Origin of the sequence: Streptomyces broussonetiae (assembly GCF_009796285.1) — a bacterium.
GTDB classification, from domain to species: domain Bacteria; phylum Actinomycetota; class Actinomycetes; order Streptomycetales; family Streptomycetaceae; genus Streptomyces; species Streptomyces broussonetiae.
The window spans coordinates 4,974,825-5,001,194 of the sequence record NZ_CP047020.1 but is presented as its reverse complement, the minus strand read 5'-3'; the positions used below and the strand labels follow the sequence as shown (position 1 = coordinate 5,001,194).

The 26,370-nt window shown below is 71.9% G+C and carries 24 protein-coding genes and 1 tRNA gene; 11 read left to right on the top strand and 14 right to left on the bottom strand.

Annotated features, from left to right (window positions below; all coding sequences use genetic code 11):
* Positions 1-41: 41 nt before the first annotated feature.
* The 5 genes from GQF42_RS23195 to pdhA all read right to left on the bottom strand — a co-directional run bounded on the left by GQF42_RS23195 (position 42) and on the right by pdhA (position 5,988).
* The gene (locus GQF42_RS23195; RefSeq protein WP_158922851.1) at positions 42-1,388 is read right to left on the bottom strand and encodes a molybdopterin molybdotransferase MoeA; all 1,347 of its coding nucleotides are present in this window, start codon (positions 1,386-1,388) and stop codon (positions 42-44) included.
* Entirely contained in the window at positions 1,385-2,296 is a 912-nt protein-coding gene (locus GQF42_RS23190; protein WP_158922849.1) for an NTP transferase domain-containing protein, read from the bottom strand. Before GQF42_RS23190 ends, GQF42_RS23195 begins: the two co-directional genes overlap by 4 nt.
* A 91-nt stretch (positions 2,297-2,387) precedes the next feature.
* Complete coding sequence (locus tag GQF42_RS23185) at positions 2,388-3,833, bottom strand: dihydrolipoamide acetyltransferase family protein (RefSeq protein ID WP_158922847.1); 1,446 nt, start codon at positions 3,831-3,833, stop codon at positions 2,388-2,390.
* Positions 3,833-4,837, bottom strand: coding sequence for an alpha-ketoacid dehydrogenase subunit beta (locus tag GQF42_RS23180; RefSeq protein WP_158922845.1), 1,005 nt, complete (start codon positions 4,835-4,837; stop codon positions 3,833-3,835). Before GQF42_RS23180 ends, GQF42_RS23185 begins: the two co-directional genes overlap by 1 nt.
* On the bottom strand, positions 4,834-5,988 hold the full coding sequence (gene pdhA / locus GQF42_RS23175) for a pyruvate dehydrogenase (acetyl-transferring) E1 component subunit alpha (protein WP_158922843.1): 1,155 nt from the start codon (positions 5,986-5,988) through the stop codon (positions 4,834-4,836). Before pdhA ends, GQF42_RS23180 begins: the two co-directional genes overlap by 4 nt.
* Positions 5,989-6,162: 174 nt before the next feature.
* Here pdhA and GQF42_RS23170 point away from each other — a divergent pair, with 174 nt between their 5' ends.
* A complete protein-coding gene (locus GQF42_RS23170) occupies positions 6,163-6,663 on the top strand; it encodes an Lrp/AsnC family transcriptional regulator (protein WP_158922841.1) in 501 nt (166 codons plus the stop codon).
* A 37-nt stretch (positions 6,664-6,700) separates the two neighbouring features.
* Here GQF42_RS23170 and GQF42_RS23165 read toward each other — a convergent pair whose 3' ends face one another.
* Both GQF42_RS23165 and GQF42_RS23160 read right to left on the bottom strand, forming a co-directional pair.
* Entirely contained in the window at positions 6,701-7,288 is a 588-nt protein-coding gene (locus GQF42_RS23165; RefSeq protein WP_158922839.1) for a TetR/AcrR family transcriptional regulator, read from the bottom strand.
* Positions 7,285-8,799 carry a 3-hydroxyacyl-CoA dehydrogenase gene (locus GQF42_RS23160; RefSeq protein ID WP_158922837.1) on the bottom strand — a complete coding sequence of 505 codons (1,515 nt, stop codon included), beginning with the start codon at positions 8,797-8,799 and terminating at the stop codon, positions 7,285-7,287. Before GQF42_RS23160 ends, GQF42_RS23165 begins: the two co-directional genes overlap by 4 nt.
* Before the next feature lie 159 nt (positions 8,800-8,958).
* Here GQF42_RS23160 and paaN point away from each other — a divergent pair, with 159 nt between their 5' ends.
* Complete coding sequence (gene paaN / locus GQF42_RS23155; RefSeq protein WP_158922835.1) at positions 8,959-10,650, top strand: phenylacetic acid degradation protein PaaN; 1,692 nt, start codon at positions 8,959-8,961, stop codon at positions 10,648-10,650.
* Here the strand turns inward: paaN and GQF42_RS23150 are convergent.
* Genes GQF42_RS23150 through GQF42_RS23140 form a run of 3 tightly spaced genes read right to left on the bottom strand, consistent with a single transcriptional unit; the run spans position 10,647 to position 13,616 of the window.
* A complete protein-coding gene (locus tag GQF42_RS23150; RefSeq protein WP_158922833.1) occupies positions 10,647-11,414 on the bottom strand; it encodes a TrmH family RNA methyltransferase in 768 nt (255 codons plus the stop codon). The genes paaN and GQF42_RS23150 overlap by 4 nt on opposite strands.
* 10 nt (positions 11,415-11,424) lie before the next feature.
* On the bottom strand, positions 11,425-12,642 hold the full coding sequence (locus GQF42_RS23145; protein ID WP_158922831.1) for an HTTM domain-containing protein: 1,218 nt from the start codon (positions 12,640-12,642) through the stop codon (positions 11,425-11,427).
* Complete coding sequence (locus tag GQF42_RS23140) at positions 12,639-13,616, bottom strand: DUF5819 family protein (protein WP_158922829.1); 978 nt, start codon at positions 13,614-13,616, stop codon at positions 12,639-12,641. The genes GQF42_RS23145 and GQF42_RS23140 overlap by 4 nt, the downstream gene beginning before the upstream one ends.
* A gap of 386 nt (positions 13,617-14,002) precedes the next feature.
* Between GQF42_RS23140 and paaA the strand changes: the two genes are divergently transcribed.
* The 6 genes from paaA (at position 14,003) to GQF42_RS23110 (ending at position 18,971) form a co-directional block, all read left to right on the top strand.
* The gene (paaA, locus tag GQF42_RS23135) at positions 14,003-15,049 is read left to right on the top strand and encodes a 1,2-phenylacetyl-CoA epoxidase subunit PaaA (protein WP_158922827.1); all 1,047 of its coding nucleotides are present in this window, start codon (positions 14,003-14,005) and stop codon (positions 15,047-15,049) included.
* Entirely contained in the window at positions 15,046-15,333 is a 288-nt protein-coding gene (gene paaB, locus GQF42_RS23130; protein WP_053660983.1) for a 1,2-phenylacetyl-CoA epoxidase subunit PaaB, read from the top strand. The genes paaA and paaB overlap by 4 nt, the downstream gene beginning before the upstream one ends.
* Positions 15,330-16,055: a 1,2-phenylacetyl-CoA epoxidase subunit PaaC gene (gene paaC, locus GQF42_RS23125; RefSeq protein ID WP_158922825.1), complete on the top strand. Its 726-nt coding sequence runs from the start codon at positions 15,330-15,332 to the stop codon at positions 16,053-16,055. The genes paaB and paaC overlap by 4 nt, the downstream gene beginning before the upstream one ends.
* A complete protein-coding gene (gene paaD / locus GQF42_RS23120; protein WP_158922823.1) occupies positions 16,049-16,588 on the top strand; it encodes a 1,2-phenylacetyl-CoA epoxidase subunit PaaD in 540 nt (179 codons plus the stop codon). The genes paaC and paaD overlap by 7 nt, the downstream gene beginning before the upstream one ends.
* Positions 16,588-17,652: a 2Fe-2S iron-sulfur cluster-binding protein gene (locus GQF42_RS23115; RefSeq protein ID WP_158922821.1), complete on the top strand. Its 1,065-nt coding sequence runs from the start codon at positions 16,588-16,590 to the stop codon at positions 17,650-17,652. The genes paaD and GQF42_RS23115 overlap by 1 nt, the downstream gene beginning before the upstream one ends.
* Before the next feature lie 176 nt (positions 17,653-17,828).
* Positions 17,829-18,971, top strand: a complete 1,143-nt coding sequence (locus GQF42_RS23110) for an acyl-CoA dehydrogenase family protein (protein WP_158922819.1) — start codon at positions 17,829-17,831, stop codon at positions 18,969-18,971.
* Positions 18,972-19,261: 290 nt separating this feature from the next.
* Here GQF42_RS23110 and GQF42_RS23105 read toward each other — a convergent pair whose 3' ends face one another.
* The 4 genes from GQF42_RS23105 to GQF42_RS23090 form a co-directional block, all read right to left on the bottom strand.
* Positions 19,262-19,591: a rhodanese-like domain-containing protein gene (locus GQF42_RS23105; protein ID WP_158930467.1), complete on the bottom strand. Its 330-nt coding sequence runs from the start codon at positions 19,589-19,591 to the stop codon at positions 19,262-19,264.
* 71 nt (positions 19,592-19,662) lie between these two features.
* Positions 19,663-20,475 carry a hypothetical protein gene (locus GQF42_RS23100; protein WP_158922817.1) on the bottom strand — a complete coding sequence of 271 codons (813 nt, stop codon included), beginning with the start codon at positions 20,473-20,475 and terminating at the stop codon, positions 19,663-19,665.
* A 118-nt stretch (positions 20,476-20,593) separates the two neighbouring features.
* Entirely contained in the window at positions 20,594-22,096 is a 1,503-nt protein-coding gene (locus GQF42_RS23095; protein WP_375990985.1) for a DUF2252 domain-containing protein, read from the bottom strand.
* Between the two features lie 683 nt (positions 22,097-22,779).
* Positions 22,780-22,863 (bottom strand) — tRNA-Leu (locus GQF42_RS23090).
* A gap of 410 nt (positions 22,864-23,273) precedes the next feature.
* Here GQF42_RS23090 and GQF42_RS23085 point away from each other — a divergent pair.
* The 3 genes from GQF42_RS23085 to GQF42_RS23075 all read left to right on the top strand — a co-directional run bounded on the left by GQF42_RS23085 (position 23,274) and on the right by GQF42_RS23075 (position 26,360).
* Entirely contained in the window at positions 23,274-24,137 is an 864-nt protein-coding gene (locus GQF42_RS23085) for an FhaA domain-containing protein (protein ID WP_158922815.1), read from the top strand.
* A gap of 10 nt (positions 24,138-24,147) precedes the next feature.
* Entirely contained in the window at positions 24,148-24,678 is a 531-nt protein-coding gene (locus tag GQF42_RS23080) for an FHA domain-containing protein FhaB/FipA (RefSeq protein ID WP_158922812.1), read from the top strand.
* 140 nt (positions 24,679-24,818) lie between these two features.
* Positions 24,819-26,360, top strand: a complete 1,542-nt coding sequence (locus GQF42_RS23075; protein ID WP_199272763.1) for a Stp1/IreP family PP2C-type Ser/Thr phosphatase — start codon at positions 24,819-24,821, stop codon at positions 26,358-26,360.
* Positions 26,361-26,370 lie beyond the last annotated feature (10 nt).

The following is a 26,370-nucleotide window of genomic DNA, read 5'->3' as shown; positions in this document are numbered from 1 at the left end:
ATGAGCCGCCTGGTGCACGACGGCGTCAGAGCCCGGATGTTTCACGTGAAACACACTCCGATCCCGGCGGCCGCCCACGGCAGATCCAGCAGCTCCGTCTCGGCTCCCTGCCGCGCCCCTCCCGGCGGTACGACGGCCAGCGCATCCGCGGCCGCGATACCCCGGAGCATCGCCGGGCCGTTGTAGTGCAGCGGTACGGCGCAGTCACCGCGCAGCACCACGGGGATGAGCCGGGTGTCGTACGGATGCCCCTGGACCGCCTCCTTCAGCGGCAGGGCATACGGCTCGGGGGCCGGGTGTGCGGCGAGGGTGCGCAACAGCGGTTCGGCGAGCGTGAGCAGGCCGGAGACTGCCGCGAGGGGGTTGCCGGGCAGACCGACGAGGTGCTGATCGTCCTTGGTGCGTGCCAGCAGCATGGGGTGACCGGGGCGTACTTCGACGCCGTCGACGAGGAGTTCCGCGCCGATGCTGTCCAGGGTGGGACGGACATGGTCGCGCGGTCCGGCCGCGGTGCCTCCGGTGGTGATGATCAGGTCGGCGGCGGAGCCGGTGACGGCCCGGTGCAGTGCCTTGGCGTCGTCGCCGATCCGGCGTACCGCGACGATCTCGGCGCCGAGTGCGCGCACCCACGGCGGCAGCATGGGACCTAGCGCGTCCCGGATCAGCCCGTCGTGCGGCAGCCCCTCGGTCAGCAACTCGTCACCGAGGACGAGAACTTCGGCCTGCGGGCGGGGTACGACGGTGACGGTGTCGTATCCGGCCGCGGCGGCGAGGCCGAGGACGGCAGGGGTGACGACGGTGCCGACGGGCAGCAACTGGTCGCCGTTGCGGCATTCCTGGCCTCGCGGGCGGATGTCCTGGCCGTGCGCCAGATCCCAGGCGGCGTGCAACCGGCCCTGGGCGTCGCTGCGGCCGTGCTCACTGCGCAGGACGGCGGTGGTGTCGGCGGGGATGCGGGCGCCGGTCGCGATGCCCACCGCCTCGCCGTCGGTGAGCGGTTCGGGCTGGTCGTGCCCGGCGAGGATGCCTTCGCCCCGGACCTGCCAGGGCCCGGGTCCGGCGACCGCCCAGCCGTCCATGGCGGAGGTGTCGAAGGAGGGCAGGTCGGTGAGGGCGTCGAGCGGGGTGGCCAGGACCAGGCCGAGGGCGTCGCCGAGCGGCACGGAGACGGGGGTGCGGCGGGGCCGGGAGCGCGCGGCGCGAGCGGCCGTCTCGCGGGCCTGGGGCCAGGGGATGGCCCGGTGCCGTTCGGCGGGCTGCCCCGGGTCCTCGAGTGCCTTGTCCGTGCGGTCGTCCTTGGCTTCCCTCACCAGGGCCAGGGCTTCCTCGAGGTCGAGGTCGTCGCTGTCCTGTGCGGGCGTCCCGGCGCGGGTTCCGGGGGCGGTCATCCGGCGTCCGGGGTGCTCGGACCGCTGCCGTTCCCGGTGCCGCCCCCGTTGTTCTCTTCCTCCCAGCGCAGCGCCAGCGCGGCGGCCTTGCGGGCGGCCTCGGCGACGGCCTCGGAGCCTCCCTTGCCCTGGGCGGCGGCGTAGCCGACGAGGAAGGTGGTCAGGGGGGCGGCCGGCCGGGCCACGCCGTGCGCGGCGTCCCGGGCCAGGTCGAGCAGGACGCCGGTGTCGACGTCCAGGTCGATGCCCAGTTCGTCCTTGACTGCGGAGATCCATTCATCCAACACGTACCCATGCTCCCTGATGTGTGCCCTGGCGTTGACGATGTCGTCCCAGGTGTCGCAGTCGAAGGACGCGAGCGGGTCCGGGACGCGGGTGAGACGGAGCGCGCCGGTCAGCCGGCGCAGGGGCATTCCGGTCAGGCCGTGGGGACCGGCCGCGAGGGCGGCCAGTTCGCGGCGCAGCGCACCGGTGCGGTAGGCGGCCACGAGCGGCTGGTCGCGGCTGCCGGCGTCGGTGAGCAGCGCGCCGTCGGCGCCGCTGTCACGCAGGGCGGTCAACAGGCGCTGGAGCGTGGCCGGTCCGAGGAAGGGCAGGTCGGCCGAGAGCACGACGACGTGCTCGGCGGTGGTGAGGCACAGGCCGGCCTCGAGCGCGGCGAGCGGTCCGCCGCCGGGCGGCTCCTCCCGCGCCCACAGCACCGGCCGCGTGGTGGCCCGCGGGCCGGCCACGACGACCGTCGTACGGGCGCCCGCGCAGGCCGTGAGCACCCGGTCCAGCAGCGCCCGGCCCCCGACTCGCACCCCGGGCTTGTCGGCCCCGCCGAGCCGCCGGGCGGCGCCACCGGCCAGCACGACGGCGTCGTACGGCTCGGGCGTCCCGGGGGCGGCGGGGGCGTTGCGGGTCATCCCCCGAGTATGTCCCGCGGGTCCTGTTCGTATGTGCCGTGCCGGTGTCCTGCGGGTGCCGCGGGGCCCCTTCTCACGGGCCCCGCGGGGGTCACAGTGTGCGCAGGAGCACCGCCGGCTGTTCCACGCAGTCCGCCACGTAGCGCAGGAATCCGCCCGCCGTGCCGCCGTCGCACACGCGGTGGTCGAAGGTGAGCGAGAGCTGGACGACCTGGCGCACCGCCAGCTCGCCCTCGTGCACCCAGGGTTTGGGGACGATGCGTCCCACGCCGAGCATGGCCGCCTCGGGGTGGTTGATGATCGGGGTGGAGCCGTCGACTCCGAAGACCCCGTAGTTGTTCAACGTGAAGGTCCCGCCGGTGAGTTCCCCGGGTGTCAGCTTCCCGGTGCGGGCGGCCTCGGTGAGCCGGGCGAACTCGGCGGTCAGCGACTCGGCGTCGCGCGCATGGGCATCCCGGACGACGGGCACGACCAGCCCGCGTTCGGTCTGAGCGGCGAATCCGAGGTGGACGTGGTCGAGCTGCACGACCTCGCGGGACCCCGTGTCGACGTAGGAGTTCAGCTCGGGAAAGCGGGCGAGGGCGACGGTGCAGAGACGGGCCAGCAACGCGAGCAGGGAGATCTTCGGGCCTGCGGCCGAGTTCATCGCGGCACGCGCGCGCATGAGTTCGGTCGCGTCGGCGTCGACCCAGCAGGTGGCGTCCGGGATCTCGCGGCGGCTGCGGGAGAGCTTGTCGGCGACGGCTCCGCGCACGCCCTTGAGGGGGATGCGGACGCCTGCGGCGGACGAGGCCGACGGGACCGGGGCGGGCAGGCTCGTGACGGCGGAGGCCGCCGCGGTGGCCGCCTCGGCCGAGGGGCTGTCGTGGGCCGCCTTGGCGCGCAGTACGTCCTCGACGTCCGCGCGCAGGATCAGTCCGTCCGGGCCCGAGCCCGCCAGCTGCCGCAGGTCCACCCCGCCCTCCCGGGCGAGCTTGCGCACCAGCGGGGAGATCACGGGAACGGGGCCTTCGGGGTGGCGGGCGGGCACGCGCGCGTGGACCGCTCCGGGGGAGAGCGGAGTCCCGTTCTGCCGCGCCGCTCCGGGCTCCGTCGCCGCGCCCCGCTGCCCGGTCCCTCGTGCCCCGGGCTGCGGGCTCGCGACGGGTGTGCCGTCTTCACCGGTGCCTGCGCTCGCACCGCCGGACGTCACCGGTGTCGGCCGCACCCTTCGGCGCCGCGCGGGCGCTTGCGACGTGCCGTATCCGACCAGGACGTTGCCGGAGCCCTCCGGTTCGGTGTGCGGCACCGGTTCGCCCACCGCCACGGTCAGCAGCGGCGCCCCGACGGGCAGTTCGGTGCCCTCCTCGCCGAAGCGGGAGGTGATCACGCCGCCATAGGGGCAGGGCACCTCGACCATGGCCTTGGCGGTCTCGACCTCGACGACCGGCTGGTCGACGGCGACGACGTCGCCGACCTGGACCAGCCAGCGGACGATCTCCGCCTCGGTGAGCCCTTCGCCGAGGTCGGGAAGCTTGAACTCCAGCACCTGTGCCATCAGCCCTCGGCCTCCCACTGCAGGCGCGCGACGGCGTCCAGGATGCGGTCGACGCCGGGCAGGTGGTGCCGCTCCAGCATGGGCGGCGGGTAGGGGATGTCGAAGCCGGCCACGCGCAGCACCGGCGCCTCCAGGTGGTGGAAGCAGCGCTCGGTGATCCGGGCCGCGATCTCGCCGCCCGGCCCGCCGAACCCGGTGGACTCGTGGACAACGACCGCGCGCCCGGTGCGCCGGACGGACGCGCAGACCGTCTCGTCGTCGAAGGGCACCAGCGAGCGCAGGTCGACCACCTCCAGGTCCCAGCCCTCGGACTGGGCCGCTTCGGCGGCCTCCAGGCAGACCGGCACGGAGGGGCCGTAGGTGATGAGGGTGGCGCTGCGGCCCGGGCGGCGGACGACCGCTCGCCCGATGGGCTCGACGTCCGTCGGCTGCTCGGGGTTCCAGGAGTCCTTCGACCAGTACAGCCGCTTGGGTTCCAGGAAGACGACCGGGTCGTCGGAGGCGATGGCCCGGCGCAGCAGGCCGTAGGCGTCGGCGACGGTCGCGGGCGTGAGCACGTGCAGCCCCGGTGTGGCCATGTAGTAGGCCTCGGAGGAGTCGCTGTGGTGCTCGACGCCGCCGATGCCGCCTCCGTAGGGGACACGGACGGTGATCGGCAGCGGCATCCGCCCGCGTGTGCGGTTGCGCATACGGGAGACATGGCTGATCAGCTGCTCGAACGCCGGGTAGGCGAAGGCGTCGAACTGCATCTCCACCACCGGGCGCAGGCCGTACATGGCCATGCCGACGGCGGTGCCGAGGATGCCCGCCTCGGCGAGCGGGGTGTCGGTGCAGCGGTCCTCGCCGAACTCCTTGGCGAGGCCGTCGGTGACCCGGAAGACACCGCCGAGCGTGCCGACGTCCTCGCCCATGACGTGCACGGTGGGGTCGGCGGCCATCGCGTCGCGCAGTGCGCGTGTGAGGGCCTGCGCCATGGTGGCGGGCTTGACGGCGACAGTGGTCATCGGGCGCCGCCTTCCTGCTCGCCGTGGTGCTCCTGCTCGGCGTCCAGCTCGGCCTGCAACAGGGCGCGCTGTTCCCGCAGCTGAGCGGTGGTCTCGGCGTAGACGTGGTCGAAGAGCGCCATGGGGTCCGGTTCGGGGTCGCGGTTCATGTGTTCCCGCAGGGAGGCGGCCATCTCCTCGGCGTCCTGCCGGGCGGCTTCGAGCGCCGCCGCGTCGATCAGTCCGCGCGTGGTCAGCTCCGCCTCCAGCAGCTCGATCGGGTCGTGCGTGCGCCAGGCCTCGATCTCGTCGTCGCCGCGGTAGCGGGTGGCGTCGTCGGCGTTGGTGTGGGCGTCGATGCGGTACGTCACCGCCTCGACCAGGGTGGGGCCACCGCCCGCGCGTGCGTGGCGGACGGCGTCGCTGAGGACCTCGTGCACGGCCGCCGCGTCGTTGCCGTCGACCAGCCGGCCCGGCATGCCGTACCCGACGGCCTTGTGGGCCAGGGAGGGCGCGGCGGTCTGCTTGGCGAGCGGGACCGAGATGGCAAAGCCGTTGTTCTGTACGAGGAAGACGACCGGTGCCTGCCAGACGGCGGCGAAGTTCAGCGCCTCGTGGAAGTCGCCCTCGCTGGTACCGCCGTCGCCGACCAGGGCGAGCGCGACCACGTCGTCGCCCTTGAGGCGGGCGGCGTGCGCGAGGCCGACGGCGTGCGGCAGCTGGGTCGCGAGCGGGGTGGACAGGGGGGCGACGCGGTGGGTGTGGGGGTCGTAGCCGGAGTGCCAGTCGCCGCGCAGCAGTGTGAGCGCCTCGACGGGGTCCACGCCACGGGCGACGACGGCGAGCGTGTCGCGGTAGCTGGGGAAGAGCCAGTCGCGCTCCTCAAGAGCCAGGGCGGCGGCCACCTGGCAGGCTTCCTGGCCGGTGCTGGAAGGGTAGACGGCGAGGCGCCCCTGCTTGGTCAGCGCGGTGGCCTGCGTGTTGTAGCGGCGGCCGCGGACCAGCTGGGCGTAGAGCCGGCGCAGCAGGTCCGGGTCGGCCTTGGCGGCCGCCTCGGTGCCGAGGACGCGGTGGGGCTCGGCATCGGGCAGCAGCGGCGCGGGGTCCGTACGGGGCTGCCAGGCGGGCGGCGGGGATGGCCGGTAAGCGCCCCGCTGCTCCATGACCGTCATGACGGCACCTCCTCGTGGGAGCGGCTACGGAAGGCGGGTCGGCGGTGACCCGTCTCCCTACCGATTGTTCGGTCGTCGGCACATTTTGGCTACAGGCCCCTTCAGCCTGTGGACAAACGGTTCTCCACGGCCTGGAATGAATGCAGGACGTCCACGGCGAGGGAGCGGGGGGACATGGCAGCTGAACAATTGGCCGACGGACCGCAGGACGGCGTCCCACTGCCGCCCTCGCGTCCGCTGGACGCCATCGATCAGGACATCCTGAAGATCCTCCAGTCGGACGGCCGTGCCTCGATACGGTCGGTCGCCGAACGCGTTCATGTATCGCGTGCCAACGCCTACGCGCGCATCAACCGGCTCGTCGAGGACGGGGTGATCCGTGGTTTCGGCGCACGCGTGGATCACGAGCGGGCCGGGCACAGCACGTCGGCGTACGTCACGCTCAAGATCGTCCAGAACACCTGGCGCACGGTCCGCGAGCAGCTCCGGCAGCTGCCCGGCGCCTCGCACATCGCCCTGGTGGGCGGCGATTTCGACGTCCTGCTGCTGGTCCACACGCCCGACAATCGGGCGCTGCGCGAGCTGGTGCTCACCCGGCTCCAGGCGATCCCCGAGGTGCTCAGCACGCGCACGCTGCTGGTGTTCGAGGAGGAGGACCTGGAGCCGGAGGACTAGACCGGACGGCGCGAAAGGGTGTCCCGCAGGCGTGGCGTCAGGTGCTGCGCAGGCCCGAGAAGACGACCTGGACGACCGCGTCGGCCACCTCGCGCTCGCCGGAGCCACGCGGGTCGGGCCGGTACCACTCCACGATCGAGTTGATCATGCCGAAGACCAGCCGGGTGGCCAGGCGGACCTCCACGTCGCCGCGTACGTCGCCGTCGGCGGCCGCGGCCTTGAGCAGTTCGGCGACCCGGTGGTCGAAGTCGCGCCGCCGCTCCAGTGCCCAGCGCTCGGTCTCGGTGTTGCCGCGCACGCGCAGCAGCAGCGTCACGTACGGCAGCTCGCCCATGAGCACCTCGACCATGCGGCGCACGACGTGCTCCAGCCGGTCGACGGGGCGCCCCACGCGCGCGTGCTCCTCGTCCAGGATGGTGAACAGGCCGTCCAGGGCGCGGCTGACGGCCCGGCGCAGCAGTTCCTCCTTGCTGCTGACGTGGTGGTAGATCGACGACTTGGAGATGCCGGCCGCCTTGGACAGATGCTCCATGGAGGTGCCGTCGTAGCCGCGCTCGTTGAAGACCTGCACGGCGACGGACAGGAGTGTCTCCGGGGTGTACGTGTCACGTCTGGCCGTGGTCATGAGGCGCCCTCCCGCTTGTCGACGGCGTACGCGTGGCGGTAGAGCGCGAGCGAAGGGGCGTAGCGTCCGGACGGGTCGCGCTCGTGCATCTCGTCAAGGACGTCGATGGCGAAGTCGCGGCCGAGCCTGCGGTCCCACTCGAACGGGCCGAGCGGGTAGTTGACCCCGAGGCGCATGGCCGTGTCGATGTCCTCCTCGGTGGCAACGCCCTTGGCGACGGCGTCATGGGCGAGGTCGATGATCCGGGCGACCGTGCGGGCGACGATCATGCCGGGGACGTCGCCGATGACGCTGACGTCCTTGCCCAGCGCCTGGAACAGGCCGATGGCCTCGGCGAGGGTCTGCGGCGAGGTGTCGTGGACGGCGGACAGGGCGATGCGGGTGGCCGTGCGGTAGTCGAGGGCGAGGTCGAAGTAGACGACGTCCCGGAACTCCGCGGAGGTCTGCCCGTCGGCGAGGACGAGCTGGCCGCCGCTGGGCAGCGCCAGGCGGGTGCCGTTGTCCTCGTCCTCCTCGCGGACCTGGATGCCCGCCTCGCGGATCAGCGCGATCAGGTCGGCCGCAGGGCCGAGGCCGCCCTCGACGACGACGTACGCGGGCGGCTGTTCCTTGTCGGCGGTGTGCGGCTCGGCCCGCTCGGCGTCCTCGGCGTAGTCGTACCAGCCGTGCCCGCTCTTGCGGCCGAGGCGGCCGGACTCCACCAGCCGGCGCTGCGCCAGGGAGGGCGCGAAGCGCACGTCCTGGAAGAAGGACTGCCACACCGAGTGCGTCACGGACTCGTTGACGTCCTGTCCGATCAGGTCGGTGAGCTCGAAGGCGCCCATCTTGAAGCCGCCGGAGCCGCGCAGCACCGCGTCGATGGTGGCCGGGTCGGCCGCCTGGGCCTCGTAGACGGCGAACGCCTCGGCGTAGAACGGCCGGGCGATGCGGTTGACGATGAAGCCCGGGGTGTCCGCGCAGGCCACCGGGGTCTTGCCCCACGCGCGGGCGGTCTCGTACGCGCGCGTGGCCGACGTGACGTCGGTGGCGAACCCGGAGACGACCTCGACCAGCGGCAGCAGCGGGGCCGGGTTGAAGAAGTGCAGGCCGACGAAGCGGCCGGGATGGCGCAGGGCACCGCCGATGGCCGTCACGGACAGCGAGGAGGTGTTGGTGGCGAGCAGGCAGTCCTCGGCGACGAGGTCCTCCAGCTCGCCGAAGAGCTGCTGTTTGACGTCCAGCCGCTCCAGGGCGGCTTCGACGACCAGTGCGCAGTCCGCCAGTTCCGCGAGGCCGTCCACGGGCAGCAGGCGGTCGCGGGCCGCGTCCCGGTCGGCCGCGGCGAGCCTGCCCTTCTCCACGAGCCGGTCCAGGCGGGCGCCGATCGCTTCGGCCGCTTCCCGGGCCCGCCCGGCGACGGCGTCGTAGAGCCGCACGGGGTGGCCGGCGACCAGCGCGACCTGGGCGATGCCCTGGCCCATGGTGCCGGTGCCGACGACGGCCACGGGGCTGCTGAGGTCGAGTGCTGTCATGTGCGCGATCCTCCCGCACGGGGTTTTCCACAGATGCGCCGGTCCCCCTTGTCCCGACCGATCGTTCGGTTACTCTAGCTCTGACCGTCTCATCCCGCTGCTCTTTCTGCCAGGTCGTGAACTCGACGAAGAGTTCCCCAGACGAGGAGTTGGTCCCGCATGGCCGCCGAACTGACCGTGTCCGAGCTGATCGCAAAGCACCGGCCCACTCTCGACCAGGCGCTGGAAGCGATCCGTACGCGCGCGTACTGGTCCCCGCACCCCGAGCACCCCAAGGCCTACGGCGAGAACGGCAGCCTGGACGCGGCGGCGGGCAAGGGCGCCTTCGACGCCGTGCTGCACACCCGCCTGGACCTCGGCCAGCCCGGCACGGACGGCTGGACGGGCGGCGAGGTCTCGCCGTACGGCATCGAGCTGGGCGTGGAGTACCCGCACGCGGACGCCGACGTGCTGCTGCCCGCGATGAAGGCCGGGCAGCGCACCTGGCGCGACGCGGGCGCGGAGACACGCGCGGTGGTCTGTCTGGAGATCCTCAAGCGGATCAGCGACCGGACGCACGAGTTCGCGCATGCTGTCATGCACACCAGCGGCCAGGCCTTCATGATGGCCTTCCAGGCGGGTGGCCCACACGCCCAGGACCGCGGCCTGGAAGCGGTGGCGTACGCGTACGCGGAGCAGGTCCGCACACCCGAGGCGGCCGAGTGGACCAAGCCCCAGGGCAAGCGGGACCCGCTGGCCCTGACCAAGCAGTTCACGCCGGTGCCGCGCGGCATCGCCCTGCTCGTCGGCTGCAACACCTTCCCGACGTGGAACGGCTACCCGGGCCTGTTCGCCTCTCTCGCCACCGGTAACGCGGTCCTGGTCAAGCCGCACCCGCGCGCGGTGCTGCCGCTCGCGCTGACCGTGCAGGTCGCGCGCCAGGTGCTCGCCGAGGCGGGTTTCGATCCGAACCTGGTGGCGCTGGCCGCCGAGCGCCCCGGCGAGGGCATCGCCAAGACCCTCGCCACCCGCCCCGAGATCCGGATCATCGACTACACCGGCTCGACGGCCTTCGGCGACTGGCTGGAGGCCAACGCCCGCCAGGCGCAGGTCTACACCGAGAAGGCCGGCGTAAACACGGTCATCGTGCACTCCACCGACAACTACAAGGGCATGCTGTCCAACCTGGCGTTCTCACTGTCCCTGTACAGCGGCCAGATGTGCACCACCCCGCAGAACCTGCTCGTCCCCCGCGACGGCATCCGCACCGACGAGGGCCCCAAGACCTTCGACGAGGTCGCCGCCGACCTCGCCCGCGCGGTCGACGGCCTCCTCGGTGACGACGCGCGCGCGAACGCCCTGCTGGGCGCGATCGTCAACCCGGACGTCAAGGCCCGCCTGGAAGCGGCGGCCGGCCTCGGCGAGGTCGCCCTCGCCTCCCGCGAGATCACCAACCCGGACTTCCCTGACGCGGTCGTGCGCACCCCCGTCATCGTCAAGCTGGACGGCGCCAAGCCGGACGACCAGGCCGCCTACACGAGCGAGTGCTTCGGCCCCGTCTCCTTCGCCGTCGCGGTCGACTCGGCGGCCGACGCGGTGCAGCTGCTGCGCCGCACGGTCCGCGAGAAGGGCGCGATGACGGTCGGCGCCTACACCACCGACCCGGAGGTCGAGCGGGCCGTCGAGGAGGCCTGTCTGGAGGAGGCGGCCCAGCTGTCGCTCAACCTGACCGGCGGGGTGTACGTGAACCAGACCGCCGCCTTCTCCGACTTCCACGGCTCGGGCGGCAACCCGGCGGCGAACGCCGCGCTCACCGACGGCGCGTTCGTGGCCAACCGGTTCCGGGTGGTCGAGGTGCGTCGAGAGGTCTAGGCAAGGGCCCGAGCGGGCGCGGATGCGCCCCCGGTGAGGCTCCAGTGGTACAGCGTCATCGCGACGCTGGTGGCCAGGTTGTAGCTGGAGACCTGGGGGCGCATCGGCAGCGCCAGCAGATGGTCGGCACGCGTGCGCAGCTCGGCGGACAGGCCGCTGCGCTCCGAGCCGAACGCCAGCACGGCGTCGTCGGGCAGCTTGGTGCCCCGGATGTCCTCGCCCTCCGGGTCGAGGGCGAACAGCGGCCCGGCGGGCAGCTCGTCGACGCCGAGGTGCTCCACGGCGGTCGCGAAGTGCAGCCCTGCACCGCCGCGCACCACGGTGGGGTGCCACGGGTCGAGCGTTCCGGTGGTGACCACCCCGGTCGCCCCGAAGCCGGCGGCCAGCCGGATCACGGCACCGGCGTTGCCCAGGTTGCGGGGGTTGTCCAGGACCACGACCGGTGCGGTGCGCGGTGCACGGCCGAGCGTGCGCAGGTTGGCCTCACGGGAGGGGCGTACGGCGAGCGCGGCCACACCGGTCGGGTGGGGCCGCTGCACCAGCGAGGCGTACGTCCGGGCCGGCACCTGGACCAGCAGGGCGTCCAACGCGTCCCGCACGTCCCCGGCCAGTTCCTCGGCCAGGGCGAGCGCGGCCGGCCGGTCGGTGGTGACCGCCACCGGCACCTCGGCCCCGAAGCGCAGCGCGTGCTTCAGGGCATGGAAGCCGTCGAGCAGCACGGCGCTGCCGGCGTGTTCGCGCCAGCGGGTCAGTGGGTCGGTCATGCCGTGAACCCTACGCGGCCCCCACGGATCCCGGCGCGCTCTCCTGCGCCGCCTCCATGGAGCGCGGCGACGGCACCGTACGCTGCCCGCCCCGGGCGGTCCGCCCCCGCGCGCGTGCCGCCAGCGCGCCCAGTCGGCGCAGGAAGGACGTCGGCAGGAAGACCGCGTCCGCGGTGATCATCGCCAGCGAGAAGAACGGCAGCCCGAGGACGACCGCGATCACCGCGTGCTCGAGCATCATCGCCACCAGCAGGACGTTCTTGACCCGCCGGTTGAACAGGGTGAACGGGAAGGCGACCTGCACCATCACCGTGCCGTAGGCCACGGCCATCATGATCGTGCCGCTGGAGGACATCAGATCGGCCAGTCCCGGCCAGGGCGAGAAGTAGTCCAGGTGGAGCGGGTAGTACACGGCGGTGCCGTCCTGCCAGCGGGAGCCCTGGATCTTGTACCAGCCGGCCGTCGCGTAGATCAGGCACGCTTCCGCCATGATCACGGCCAGGGCGCCGTTGTGCAGGATGTTGGCGACGACGTCCAGCAGGATCCTGGGGTCGCGTGCCTTCGCCCAGCGGCCGACGGCCCACCACAGGGCGAGCACCACCAGGACCGTCCACAGCAATGCGGGGATCAGCCAGCCGTTGTCGAACCGTCCGGTGACCGTCACGACAACGAGCGCCAGACCGAGTACCGCCCACAGGGCCGGGCCCACCCGGTCGGCGGAAATCTCCTCCCCCCGCGCGCGTGCCTCCTCGGCTCGTGCCGCCCGCCGCGCGTCCAGCGACCACACCTGACCGCAGCGGGTGAACACGAGGTATATCGACATCAGGTGCAGGACGTTGTCACCGCCGTCGCCGACGAAGACGCTGCGGTTCTGCAGCGACAGCACACCCACCATGAACAGCACGGACGCCGTCCGGGTGCGCCAGCCGAGCAGCAGCGCGACGCTGGCGAGGATCGCCAGCGCGTAGAAGCACTCGAACCAGAACTGCCCGTCGGACCACATCAGCGCCGTGAAGGCGTGGTTGTCGGCGGTCAGCTCCCGGGCCAGGCTCCAGCCCCACGGCCCGGCCGGCCCGTACAGCTCCTGGCGGTGCGGGAACTCGCGCAGCAGGAACAGCAGCCAGGTCCCGGCGAACCCGATCCGGATCACGGCGCTCTGGTACGGCCCGAGAGCGGCTCCGGTGACCCGGGCGATCCCACGCGAGAGAGTCAGGGAGAGACGGTTCACGACCGCACACCCCCCGCGGCCTCGTCGGCGGTCACGGTCCACCAGGACAGCTGGCGGTATACGGGCTGGTCGGACACGCGCTCAGGACTCCACTTCGGCGGCTGCACATTGGTGGTGCTGGAACGGACCTGCACCCGCTGGATGACGCCCAGCCGGTCGGCCGGCTCGTCCCGGTACAGGCGCATCACCACGATCCGGCGCAGGTACTGCTCGGAGAGCGAGCCGCGCGCGCCCACGGGCCGGTTGTCCGCGCCGTGCGTGGCGACGAAGAAGTCCCAGGCCCTGCGCAGCTCGTTCTGCTCGGTGTGGCTGGGCGCCAGGTTGCCGTCTATGGCGGCGCCGTCCTCGGCGGACAGATCGGTCCATCCGGTGGTGCGCAGCCCGCCGTCCTTCGTCCGCACCTCGGCGCGCACCTGGACGGCGATGTTCTGCTGCAGCGGGTTCGGGGCGAACAGCTTCCAGTTCTGCTCGAACTCGGGGTACACCCACTCCTCGACGGCCTTGCCGTGCTGCTTCGTCACCGTGTTCTCGGGGGCGAGGCTGAGGAACACCATCAGCAGATGGACACCGGCGGCCACACCGACCACCGCGAGGGCCAGCGCCGCGCCGACCTGGTAGCGGGGGGAGAGGGCGGCGACACCGGCACGGGGCTGCGAGGGTGCGGGCGCAGGGTCCGGTTCGGCAGACGTGCCCGGCTCGGCGTCCTGAGCCGATCGGGCCTCCGGACCCGGCTCGGCCGCCCAGGCCGGCCCGGACGCCCGGCCCCGCGCTCCGGCCGAGGCCGACCCGTCGGCGCCCGACCCGCCACTTCCCGACCCGTCGCCGCCCAGGTCACGGCCGCCGGTGTCGGTGTCGGTGTCGGTGTCGGTGTCGGTGTCGGTGTCGGCCAAAGGCTCCTCCGGGAGACGCGCCCCGGTCGACCCGTCGGGGCCGGGTCGGACCCCGGCCCCCGAGTCCTCGTCGTACGCGTCCATCCCGTCCCGTCCCCCATTTCGTTTCGGTTCAGTCGTGCGGCCCCGTGATGCGCTCAGTGATCCGGCATCGATCGGTATCCATGCTGCGGCGCCCGTACCGAGCCCCATGGTTCACACACGCCACGGTGCGGCGTCCGCAGAACGGTACTCAGACCCGGCAGTCGAGCGCAGCCCCGGGTACCGGCCGACCCCCGTGGTCCTCGCCACGCCGTACGGCTCGGAACCCTGCCGTACCCGCCCCCGCTCACCTTGTCCACAGGCCGTCCGCAGGAGTTTTCCACAGCGGTTGACACCCCACCGCGGCCCGGCACACCATTGACATCACACGGACCGAACGATCGGTCGGGACCATGTTCACCGCAGAGCCCGAGGTCAGGGGGACCGCAATGGCCACAGCAGCCGCGCAGCGCACAGCCCGTACGGACACGGACAGCACACCGGACACCGTCGACACGACGGCCTACCAGCGCGCCTTCGACACAGCCGTGGCCTCCGACGAGCGCATCGAGCCACGCGACTGGATGCCCGACGCCTACCGCGCCACCCTGGTCCGGCAGATCGCCCAGCACGCACACTCCGAGATCATCGGCATGCAGCCGGAGGCCAACTGGATCACCCGCGCCCCCAGCCTGCGCCGCAAGGCCATCCTGATGGCCAAGGTCCAGGACGAGGCCGGCCACGGCCTGTACCTCTACAGCGCGGCCGAGACCCTCGGCACCAGCCGCGAGGAACTGCTCGACAAACTGCACAGCGGCCGCCAGAAGTACTCCTCGATCTTCAACTACCCGACCCTGACCTGGGCCGACGTCGGCGCGATCGGCTGGCTCGTGGACGGCGCCGCGATCACCAACCAGGTCCCGCTGTGCCGCTGCTCCTACGGCCCGTACGCCCGCGCCATGGTGCGGATCTGCAAGGAGGAGTCCTTCCACCAGCGCCAGGGCTACGAGCTGCTGCTGGCCCTCGGCAAAGGCACCGCGGAACAGCACGCGATGGCGCAGGACGCGGTGAACCGCTGGTGGTGGCCCTCCCTGATGATGTTCGGGCCGCCCGACGACGAGTCCCAGCACTCCGCACAGTCCATGGAGTGGAAGATCAAACGCCACTCCAACGACGAGCTGCGCCAGCGGTTCGTCGACATCTGCGTCCCCCAGGCCGAGTCCCTCGACCTCACCCTCCCCGACCCTGACCTGCAGTGGAACGAGGAACGCGGGCACTACGACTTCGGCCCGATCGACTGGACCGAGTTCTGGGACGTCCTCAAGGGCAACGGCCCCTGCAACGAACAGCGCATCACCCAGCGCAGGCGCGCCCACGACGAGGGAGCGTGGGTCAGAGAAGCGGCAGCGGCCCACGCGGCCAAGCACACCCCCGGCACCGGCAGCACCCCCGGCACCGGCACAACGGCACACACGACAGGAGCGGAGCGAGCATGAGCACCACCGACTGGCCCCTGTGGGAGGTCTTCGTGCGCTCCCGGCGCGGCCTCTCCCACACCCACGCCGGCAGCCTGCACGCCCCCGACGCCGAGCTGGCCCTGCGCAACGCCCGCGACCTGTACACCCGGCGCGGCGAGGGCGTCTCGATCTGGGTCGTCCCGGCCACCGCGATCACCGCGTCCTCCCCGGACGAGAAGGACCCGTTCTTCGAACCGGCCGCCGACAAGCCCTACCGCCACCCCACCTTCTACGACATCCCGGAAGGGGTGAAGCACCTGTGACCGGCCCCGCCACCGTCCCGGTGACCGCCGCGCTCGCCCTCGGCGACGACGCCCTGGTGCTCTCCCACCGGCTGGGGGAGTGGGCCGGCCACGCTCCCGTCCTGGAGGAGGAGGTCGCCCTCGCCAACATCGCCCTCGACCTGCTCGGCCAGGCCCGGGTACTGCTGTCGATGGCCGGCGACGAGGACGAACTGGCCTACCTGCGCGAAGAGCGCGCCTTCCGCAATCTCCAGCTGGTCGAGCAACCGAACGGCGACTTCGCCCACACCATCGCCCGCCAGCTGTACTTCTCCACCTACCAGCAGCTGCTCTACACCGAACTCGCCGCCACCGACGGCCCGTTCGCACCCCTGGCCGCGAAGGCGGTGAAGGAGGTCGCCTACCACCGCGACCACGCCGAGCAGTGGACCCTGCGCCTCGGCGACGGCACGCAGGAGAGCCACGAGCGGATGCACCGCGCCTGCGAGGCCCTGTGGAAGTTCACCGGTGAGATGTTCCAGCCGGTCGAAGACCTGGACGCCGACTGGTCACGCCTGGACGAGCGCTGGCAGGAGTCCGTCGAAGACATCCTCCGCCGCGCCACCCTGTCCCTCCCCGAAGGACCACGCACCGGCGCCTGGTCGGCGGGTGCAGGCCGACAGGGCCTGCACACCGAACCGTTCGGCCGGATGCTCGCCGAGATGCAGCACCTGCACCGCAGCCACCCGGGGGCGACATGGTGACCACCACCGCCCTGGAAACGGAACTGCTGGAGCTGGCCGGCGCGGTGCCCGACCCCGAACTGCCCGTACTCACCCTGCACGAGCTGGGCGTGCTGCGCGCGGTACACGTCCAGGGCACCGACACGGTCGAGGTCGACCTGACCCCCACCTACACCGGCTGCCCCGCCATCGAGGCGATGACCCTCGACATCGAACGGGTCCTGCGCGCCCACGGCATGCGCGAGGTCACGGTCCGCACGGTCCTCGCACCCGCCTGGTCGACCGACGACATCACCCCCGAGGGCCGCCGCAAACTCCAGGAGTTCGGCATAGCTCCCCCACGGGTGCGCGAGAACTTCGGCCCGGTGCCGCTGCCCCTCGGCCCGACCCGCACGATCGCAACGGACGTCACCGCGGATCAGGACCCCGTCCGCTGCCCGCACTGCTACTCCACCGAAACCGAGCTGCTGAGCAGGTTCTCCTCCACCGCCTGCAAGGCGCTGCGCCGCTGCCTCGTCTGCCGCGAACCGTTCGACCACTTCAAGGAGTTGTGATGGCACGCTTCCACCCGCTCCAAGTGGCAGCGGTCGACCGGATCACCGACGACGCCGTCGCCCTCACCCTCACCGTCCCGACCGCACTGCGCGCGGAGTACCGGCACGCGCCCGGCCAGCACCTGGCGCTGCGCCGCAGAGTCGACGGCGCGGAGATCCGGCGCACCTACTCGATCTGCTCCCCCGCCCCCGACCCGGGTGGCGCGGGCCCGGACACCCTGCGGGTCGGCGTGCGGCTGGTGGAGGGCGGCGCCTTCTCGGCCTACGCGCTGAAGGAGATCAACGTCGGCGACGAGCTGGACGTGATGACCCCGGCCGGCCGCTTCACCCTGGACCCGGCGCCGGGACTGTACGCGGCGATCGTCGGCGGCAGCGGCATCACCCCGGTGCTGTCCATCGTCTCCACGCTGCTGGCCCGCGAGCCGGCGGCCCGGTTCTGCCTGATACGCGGAGACCGCACGGCAGCCTCGACGATGTTCCTGGAGGAGGTCGCCGACCTGAAGGACCGCTATCCGGAGCGGTTTCAGCTGGTGACCGTGCTCTCCCGGGAGGAGCAGCAGGCGGGCCTGCCGTCCGGCCGGCTCGACCGGAAGCGGCTGACCGGGCTGCTTCCCGCGCTGCTGCCGGTCGAGCAGGTCGCGGGCTGGTTCCTGTGCGGGCCGTACGGACTGGTGCAGGGCGCCGAGCAGGCGCTGCGCAAGCTGGGCGTGGACCGGTCCCGCATCCACCAGGAGATCTTCCACGTGGACGCGGGCTCGCCTTCCACGGCCCCGGCCGAGGCTCCCACGCACAGCACGGTCACCGCCCGGCTCGACGGACGCGGCGGCACCTGGCCGGTGCGCGACGGCGAGACACTGCTGGAGACGGTCCTGCGCAACCGCTCCGACGCGCCCTACGCCTGCAAGGGCGGAGTATGCGGCACCTGCCGGGCCTTCCTGGTCTCCGGCGAGGTCCGCATGGACCGCAACTTCGCCCTGGAGACGGAGGAGACGGAGGCCGGGTATGTGCTGGCCTGCCAGTCACACCCGTTGACGGAGCGGGTGGAGCTGGACTTCGACCGCTGAGGGCTGCACGGAATCGAATCGGGGGGGAGGGAGGGGGAGGGGGAGGGCCCCAGAAAGGCCAGGAAGACTCCGAAGAAGCCCCAGAAACACCAAGTCCCCCGCCCATTCCCTTCTCCTAGAACCTGTTCTATCTTGACGCTCCGTCAGGTTACTGGGACCCGCCGGAGGGACAGGCCGTGGACTTCACCTTCACCGAGGAGCAGCGAGCGGCGGCCGAGGCGGCGCGCGGGGTGTTCGCGGGCGTCGTACCGGACGCGGTGCCGAGCCCGGCTCTCACCACCGGCGCCGTGGCCGAGGGCTTCGACCGGGAGCTGTGGGCCCGGCTCGCCGAGGCGGACCTGCTGAGTCTGCTGCTCGACGAGGCGTACGGCGGCTCCGGCCTGGACGCGATCGCGCTGTGCCTGGTGCTGCGCGAGTCCGCCCAGGTGCTCGCCCGGGTGCCGTTGCTGGAGCACAGCGCGGCGGCCGCGGCCGTACAGGCCTACGGCGGACCGGAGTTGGCGGAGCGCGTACTGGGGCGGGCCGGCCGGGGCGAGCTGGTGCTCACCGTCGCCGCGAACGGCCGCAGCGGACACGACCCGGCCGAACTGGCCGTGGGTGCACGGCGGGACGGTTCGGCGTGGGTGCTGGACGGGGTGCAGACGGCGGTGCCGTGGGCGTTCGACGCGGACCTGGTCGTCGTACCGGCGCATCTCGAGGGGACGGCCGACGAGCGAAGCGTGCTCGCGCTGGTGCCGCGGGAGCGGGACGGGGTGGTCCTCGCCGAGCAGGTGTCCACCAGCGGGGAGCGGCTGGCCGAGGTGCGGCTGACGTCCGTACGGATCGACGCGGGCGAGGTGATGGAGGCCGACGGCGCCTGGGAGTGGCTGCATGCGCTGCTTGCCACCGGTACCTGTGCGCTGGCGCTCGGGCTGGGCGAGCGGGTGCTGCGGATGACCGCCGACTACACCGCGAAGCGGGAGCAGTTCGGGTATCCGATCGCGACGTTCCAGGCGGTGGCCGTGCAGGCCGCGGACCGGTACATCGATCTGCGCGCCATGGAGGCCACCCTCTGGCAGGCTGCCTGGCGGATCGCCTCGGGGGCGGCGGGGGCGTTGCCGGCCGCCGGGGATGTCGCGGTGGCGAAGATCTGGGCGGCCGAGGGGGTGCGCCGGGTGGTGCAGACGGCACAGCATCTGCACGGCGGGTTCGGTGCCGACACCGACTATGTGCTGCACCGCTATCACGCCTGGGCCAAGCACCTGGAGCTGGCGCTCGGACCGGCGGCGGCGTACGAGGAGCGGCTCGGGGATCTGCTGGCTGCCCATCCTCTGGGCTGAGCAGGGAGCACCGGGCAGGGGAGCTGCAGAGGCCCCCAAGAGGGAAGCTGCAGTGGCCCCAGCGCAGGGGAAGCCACCGAGGCTCCCGGTCGAGGGACCGGCGGAAGCTCCCGGGCAAGCGAGCTGGAGGGAGCCCCCGGCCGGGAGGAGCCCGGAGGACGCAACCGGCCGGGAGGAGCCCGGAGGACGCAACCGGCCGGGAGGAGCCCGGAGGACGCAACCGGCCGGGAGGAGCCCGGAGGACGCAACCGGTCGGGAGGAGCCCGGAGGACGCAGCCGGGCAGGGGGAGCTAGAGGACGAAGCCGGGCTGGCCGTCGTTCGTGATCACCGGGCGGCCTGCGGCCTGCCAGATCTGCATGCCGCCGTCGACGTTCACGGCGTCGATGCCCTGCTGGACCAGGTACATGGTGACCTGGGCCGAGCGACCGCCGGAGCGGCAGATGACATGGACGCGGCCGTCCTGCGGGGCGGCCTCGGTCAGCTCGCCGTAGCGGGCCACGAACTCGCTGATGGGGATGTGCAGTGCTCCCTCGGCGTGGCCTGCCTCCCACTCGTCGTCCTCGCGGACGTCCAGCAGGAAGTCGCCGTCCTTGAGGTCCGTGACCTCGACCGTGGGCACACCAGCTCCGAAACTCATGTCTCCGACGCTACCCGAAAGGTCGGCGGTGTCCCGCGCGAGGAAGCCGCGGCTCAGCCCTGCCCCAGCAGGGACGCCAGCTCGGCCTCCCGCTGGGCGATGTCGGCGCGCAGCCGGCCGGCGATCTCCTCGAGCAGCCCGTCGGGGTCGTCCGGGGCGAGCCGGAGCATGCCGGCGATCGCGCCGCCCTCCAGTTCCCGGGCGACGAGAGTGAGCAGTTCCTTGCGCTGGGCGAGCCATTCGAGGCGGGCATACAGCTCCTCGGCGGGGCTCGGCCGTCGCTCGGGCGGTACCGGTCCGGCTGCCCATTCCTCGGCCAGCTCCCTGAGCAGGGCCTCGTCGCCGCGGGCGTAGGCGGCGTTGACGCGGGTGAGGAATTCCTCACGTCGCTTCTGCTCTTCTTCTTCCTGCGCCAGGTCGGGGTGGGCCTTGCGGGCCAGCTCGCGGTAGAGCCTGCGGGCCTCCTCGCTGGGCCGTACCCGCTCCGGGGGCCGTACGGCCTGTTCGGTGAGCATGGCGGTGGCCTCCGGGAACAGGCCCTGGCCGTCCATCCAGCCGTGCAGCAGTTCTTCCACGCCGGGGATCGGCAGGACCAGGGCGCGGGCCTCCTCGGCGCGCCGGATGTCCTCCGGGTCACCGCTGCGGGCGGCCTTCGCCTCGGCGATCTCGGCGTCCAGTTCCTCGATACGGATGTAGAGCGGGCCGAGGCGCTGTTCGTGCAGGCGGGAGAAGTTCTCGACCTCGACGCGGAAGGTCTCCACGGCGATCTCGTACTCGATCAACGCCTGCTCGGCGGCCCGTACGGCCCGTTCGAGCCGTTCCTCGGGCCGCGGCGCCTGGGACTGATCGGCTTCCGGGGTCGTCACGCCCACAGCGTAGGCGATGCGGCATCCCGCCGTGGGGCTGCCGGTCGTCTTCCGACGCCTTACGCCCCCATACTGCGCGTTACCTCCCCGTACGGTGCGTTACACCCCGTACGAGGGGTCACACCCCTATTTCTGCCGGGATCCGCCCGGCGCGCACCGCCGTCACCAGCTCGGCGTGGTCCGCCTCGGTGCGGTCGGCGTAGGCGACGGCGAAGGCGGCCATCGCCTCGTCCAGTTCCGTGTTCTTGCCGCAGTACCCGGCGATGAGCCGCGGGTCGGCGCTGTGGGAGTGGGCGCGGGCCAGCAGGGCGCCGGTCATCCGGCCGTAGTCGTCGATCTGGTCGGGGGCGAGGGCGGCGGGGTCGACGCTGCCCTTGCGGTTGCGGAACTGGCGGACCTGGAAGGGGCGCCCGTCGACGGTCGTCCAGCCGAGCAGGATGTCGCTGACGACCTGCATCCGCTTCTGCCCGAGGACGACCCGGCGTCCCTCGTGTTCTGCCGGCGCTGTCTCGAAGCCGGCCGTGGCCAGGTGCGGGACGAGCGCGGAGGGCCGGGCCTCCTTCACCTGGAGCACGAGCGGCTGTTCGCGGTGGTCGAGGAGGAGGACGACGTAGGAGCGGGTGCCGACGCTGCCGGTGCCGACCACTCGGAAGGCCACGTCGTGCACGGCGTGCCGGGCGAGCAGCGGGTGCCGGTCCTCGCTGAGGGTGTGGATGTACGGCTCCAGGGACGCGGCGACCGCGTGTGCCTCCTCGTCGGGGATACGGCGCAGGACCGGCGCGGCGTCCATGAACCGCCGTCCGCCGTCCTCGACGGCCTCGGTCGACTTCGCGGCGAACCGGCCGCTGGTGTTGGCCCGGGCCTTCTGCGAGACCCGCTGCAGGGTGCCGAGGAGATCGTGGGCGTCGGTGTGGGAGACGAGTTCCTCGTCGGCGATGGCGTTCCATGCGTCGAGGGCGGGCAGTTTGGCCAGTAGGCGCATGGTGCGGCGGTAGGCGCCGACCGTGTCCTGTGCGGCAGCACGGCAGGTGTCCTCGTCGGCGCCGGCCTCTCGTCCGGCGAGGACCAGGGAGGCGGCGAGCCGCTTCAGGTCCCACTCCCAGGGGCCGTGCACGGTCTCGTCGAAGTCGTTGAGGTCGATGACGAGGTCGCCGCGGGGGTCGCCGTACAGGCCGAAGTTGGCCGCGTGCGCGTCTCCGCATATCTGGGTGCCGATCCTGGTCATGGGTGTGCGGGCCAGGTCGTAGGCCATGAGTCCGGCCGAGCCGCGCAGGAAGGCGAACGGGGTCGCCGCCATCCGTCCGACGCGGATGGGGGTCAGTTCGGGGATGCGGCCGGCGTTGGACTCGACGACGGCGCTGACCGCGTCGGGGCGGACGGTGTCCACGTCGAGGATGCGATGCGTGTCCCGCGGCACGCGCGTGCGCAGTGCTTTGCCCTCCTCCTTGGGCGAGCCCTGGCGCGGCCACTCGGCGAACCCGCGCACCCGGGGCACGCGACGCACGCCGCGCCCGGCGACGGCCACTTCGTCCACAACGGCCGCCCCGTCCACCGCGGTCGTCCTCTCCGCAGTCGTCCTGTTCTCGGTCATCGGCTCCGCGGTCATCGGCTCCGCGGTCATCGGCTCCGCGGTGATCACCTCCACCGCGTCCGTCACTGCTTCCCCGACGGTTTCTCTGCCGGCACCGGTCACCGCGACCGCCTCCCCCGAACACCCAGTAACCGATAAACGGCCTGCACGAACATCAACGAGTGCAGACCGTACAACTCGTCGGCGTGCGGCGAACGTCCGGGAAGGAGAGCTTCCTCACACGAGGCTCAACGCCGGGCGGCATCGATTCGGGGGCGGTGGTGGCGTGATCGGTCTGCGGGCAGCAACGGGCGGCCCTGCCAGAGCGGTTGCACAGTGTCGTGGGCGTGGGCCGGCGCCGGTCCGCGCACCGGCCTCGGCATCGTTCGGTCCCGCCTGCGGGTGATCTGCTCGCACTCCGCCGGTCCGGTTCTCGCTGTGCCTGACGTCGGCTCACCGCAGTCGCGCCCCGCCTGGCAGGCAGGCAGCGAAGGACGGACGGAGGGAGGGAGGGACGGAGGGAGGTAAGGAAGGCGAGAGAGACGGGCGAAGGAAGGTAAGGAGCGAGGGACACCGTCTTCACCTCACCGTCACCCGATCCTGAGACCTTCCTCACAAGCCGTCAGCGGCGCCTGGCGCATCAGCCGAAGATCCACACCTCGGAACCGGGCCGTGTTCTTGCCCACACAGCCGAATGGGCGGCATCGTCTTCACGATGCCGCCCATTCCGTCGGTGCGCGAGGGGGGAGTTGAACCCCCACGCCCTTGCGGGCACTGGAACCTGAATCCAGCGCGTCTGCCTATTCCGCCACCCGCGCATTGGGTGTGTCTTCCGGTTCCTTCCCTTTCGGGTTGGCCCCTTCCGACACCCAGAACATTAGCACGTCGTACGGGGTGGGTTCACATCCCTTCCTGCTGGCCCGGCCCGCTTCGCCGCCCGTCGTCCCAGGCCCCTGCCTGCCCTCGCGTCGCGGGCGGCGGCGCACGTATCAAGCAGACGCGGTTCACGTATCAACCTCGTACCGGTCCCGGCCGTCTGCCCAGGAGGCGGCCGGGTCCACAGCCGGGTGCGGGACACTGGTCTTCGCTCGCCTCTACGATCCATGGCAGGAACCGGCTGATCGCCGGGCGCGTAGATACGATCAGTGAGCAGAGCGAGTAGTACGAAGTAGTCAGCAGTACTGAGCACGGCAAGGCAGACAGTCGACAGGGACGGAGGAGGTGCCCCATGGGAGTCCTGAAGAAGTTCGAGCAGCGTCTCGAAGGTCTGGTGAACGGCACCTTCGCCAAGGTGTTCAAGTCCGAGGTCCAGCCCGTGGAGATCGCCGGTGCGCTCCAGCGTGAGTGCGACAACAACGCGACGATCTGGAACCGCGACCGGACTGTCGTACCCAACGACTTCATCGTGGAGCTGAGCGCGCCGGACTACGAGCGCCTGAGCCCCTACTCCGGGCAGCTCGGTGACGAGCTGGCCGGCATGGTGCGCGACTACGCCAAGCAGCAGCGCTACACCTTCATGGGCCCGATCAAGGTCAACCTGGAGAAGGCCGACGACCTCGACACCGGTCTGTACCGGGTGCGCAGCCGCACCCTCGCCTCCTCCAGCAGCCAGGCCGGCGAGGGCCAGCAGGCACCGCAGGGCGCCGCGGGCGGCTACGGCGGTCAGCCCGCCATGCCCGCCGGTGCGCCCCCGATGCCGTCCGCGCCGCCGGCCGGCGGCCGCGGCGCGGGACAAGGGGCAGGAGGCGGCGGTTACGGCTACCCGCAGCCCGCCGGCCAGCGGCCCCCGGCCGCTCCCGCGAGCGGCGGGCGCCCCCGCTACTGGATCGAGATCAACGGCACCCGCCACCAGATCTCCCGCGCGACGCTGGTTCTGGGTCGCAGCACCGAGGCCGACGTGCGGATCGACGATCCCGGCGTCTCGCGTCGGCACTGCGAGATCCGGACCGGAACGCCCTCGACGATCCAGGATCTCGGCTCCACGAACGGCATCGTGGTGGACGGGCAGCACACCACCCGCGCTACGCTCCGCGACGGCTCGCGGATCGTCGTGGGCAGCACCACCGTTATCTATAGGCAAGCCGAAGGGTGAAGCGGGGGCAATGTCAGAGCTGACCCTCACGGTCATGCGGCTGGGTTTCCTGGCCGTACTGTGGCTGTTCGTGATCGTGGCCGTGCAGGTCATCCGGAGCGACCTGTTCGGTACGCGTGTCACCCAGCGCGGATCGCGTAGGGAGGCCGGGCGCCAGCAGCAGGCCCCCCGGCAGCAGGCCGCCGCACCCCCGCCGCAGCGCGCCCAGCAGCGTGGGCAGCAGAGCGGCGGCCGACGCGGGCGCAACGCCCCCTCCAAGCTGGTCGTGACGGAAGGCACACTGACCGGCACCACCGTCGCCCTGCAGGGCCAGACGATCACACTGGGCCGGGCGCACGACTCCACGATCGTGCTGGACGACGACTACGCCTCCAGCCGGCATGCCAGGATCTACCCGGACCGCGACGGCCAGTGGATCGTCGAGGACCTGGGCTCCACCAACGGCACGTACCTGGACCGGTCCCGGCTGACGACCCCCACACCGATCCCGCTGGGCGCACCGATCCGCATCGGCAAGACCGTCATCGAGCTGCGGAAGTAGTGCTACATCATGAGTGAGCGCGAGCGGAGCGAGCACGCAGCGGCAGGCCGCCATCCGGCCGCCGGCGCGCTCCCGACCGGAGGGTGGGCAGTGTGGCTCGACACGACCGGCTGTACCCGGAACCGACGGGCGAGGTGGGCATGAGTCTGTCACTGCGCTTTGCCGCCGGATCGCACAAGGGCATGATCCGGGAGGGCAACGAGGACTCCGGTTACGCCGGTCCGCGGCTGCTCGCGATCGCCGACGGCATGGGCGGCCAGGCGGCCGGTGAGGTCGCCTCCTCGGAGGTCATCTCCACCCTGGTCACGCTCGACGACGACGTGCCCGGCTCCGACATCCTCACCTCCCTCGGCGTCGCCGTGCAGCGCGCCAACGACCAGCTGCGCGCCATGGTCGAGGAGGACCCCCAGCTCGAGGGCATGGGTACGACCCTGACCGCGCTGCTGTGGACCGGGCAGCGGCTCGGGCTCGTGCACGTGGGCGACTCGCGCGCCTATCTGCTGCGTGACGGAGTGCTCACGCAGATCACCCAGGACCACACGTGGGTGCAGCGGCTCGTGGACGAGGGCCGGATCACAGAAGAGGAAGCCACCACGCATCCCCAGCGCTCGCTGCTGATGCGCGCCCTCGGCAGTGCCGAGCACGTCGAGCCGGACCTGTCGATCCGCGAGGTGCGCGCCGGCGACCGCTATCTGATCTGCTCGGACGGTCTGTCCGGTGTCGTTTCCCACCAGACGCTGGAGGAGACCCTCGCCAGCTACCAGGGCCCGCAGGAGACCGTGCAGGAGCTGATCCAGCTCGCGCTGCGCGGCGGCGGCCCCGACAACATCACGGTCATCATCGCGGACGTACTCGACCTGGACACCGGTGACACCATGGCCGGGCAGCTGTCCGACCAGCCGGTCGTGGTCGGTGCCGTCGCCGAGAACCAGCACCACCTGCACGACAACGGCATCATGCAGACCCCGGCCGGCCGCGCCTCCCACCTGGGCCGCCAGGGTCACGGGCACGGCGGCGGCGAGTTCGGCCCGCCCGGTTCCGGCGACACGACCGGATACGTCCCTGAGGGCAGCTTCGGCGACTACACCGACGACGACTTCACCAAGCCGCGCGGGCGCAGGTGGCTCAAGAGGTCCCTCTACGGCGCCCTCGCCCTCGCCGTGATCGGTGGCGGCCTGTACGGCGGCTACCAGTGGACGCAGACGCAGTTCTACGTGGGCGCCCAGGGCGAGCACGTGGCGCTGTACCGCGGGATCAGCCAGGACCTGGCCTGGGTGTCGCTGTCGAAGGTGGAGAAGGACCACCCCGAGATCGAACTCAAGTACCTGCCGCCGTACCAGCAGAAGCAGGTCGAGAACACGATCGCGGCGGGTGGTCTGGCGCAGGCCGAGGCGAAGATCCAGACGCTGTCGGTGCAGGCCTCCGCGTGCCGCAAGCAGGCGGAGCGGGCGGCCGCGCAGAGCACGAACGAGAAGAACACCAAGGACCGGATCAAGGCCTCGGGCACCACGGGAACCACTCCCAGCGCCTTCACGTCCAAGGCATCACCGACGCCGAACCCGTCGACGTCCGGGACCTCCCCGCACTCCTCGAAGTCCCCGTCCGCGACCGCCAGTCCCAACCCCGGCCCGAGCCTCTCCGAGGATGAGCAGAAGGTCGTCGATCAGTGCGGCAAGCAGTAGCCCCGCCGCG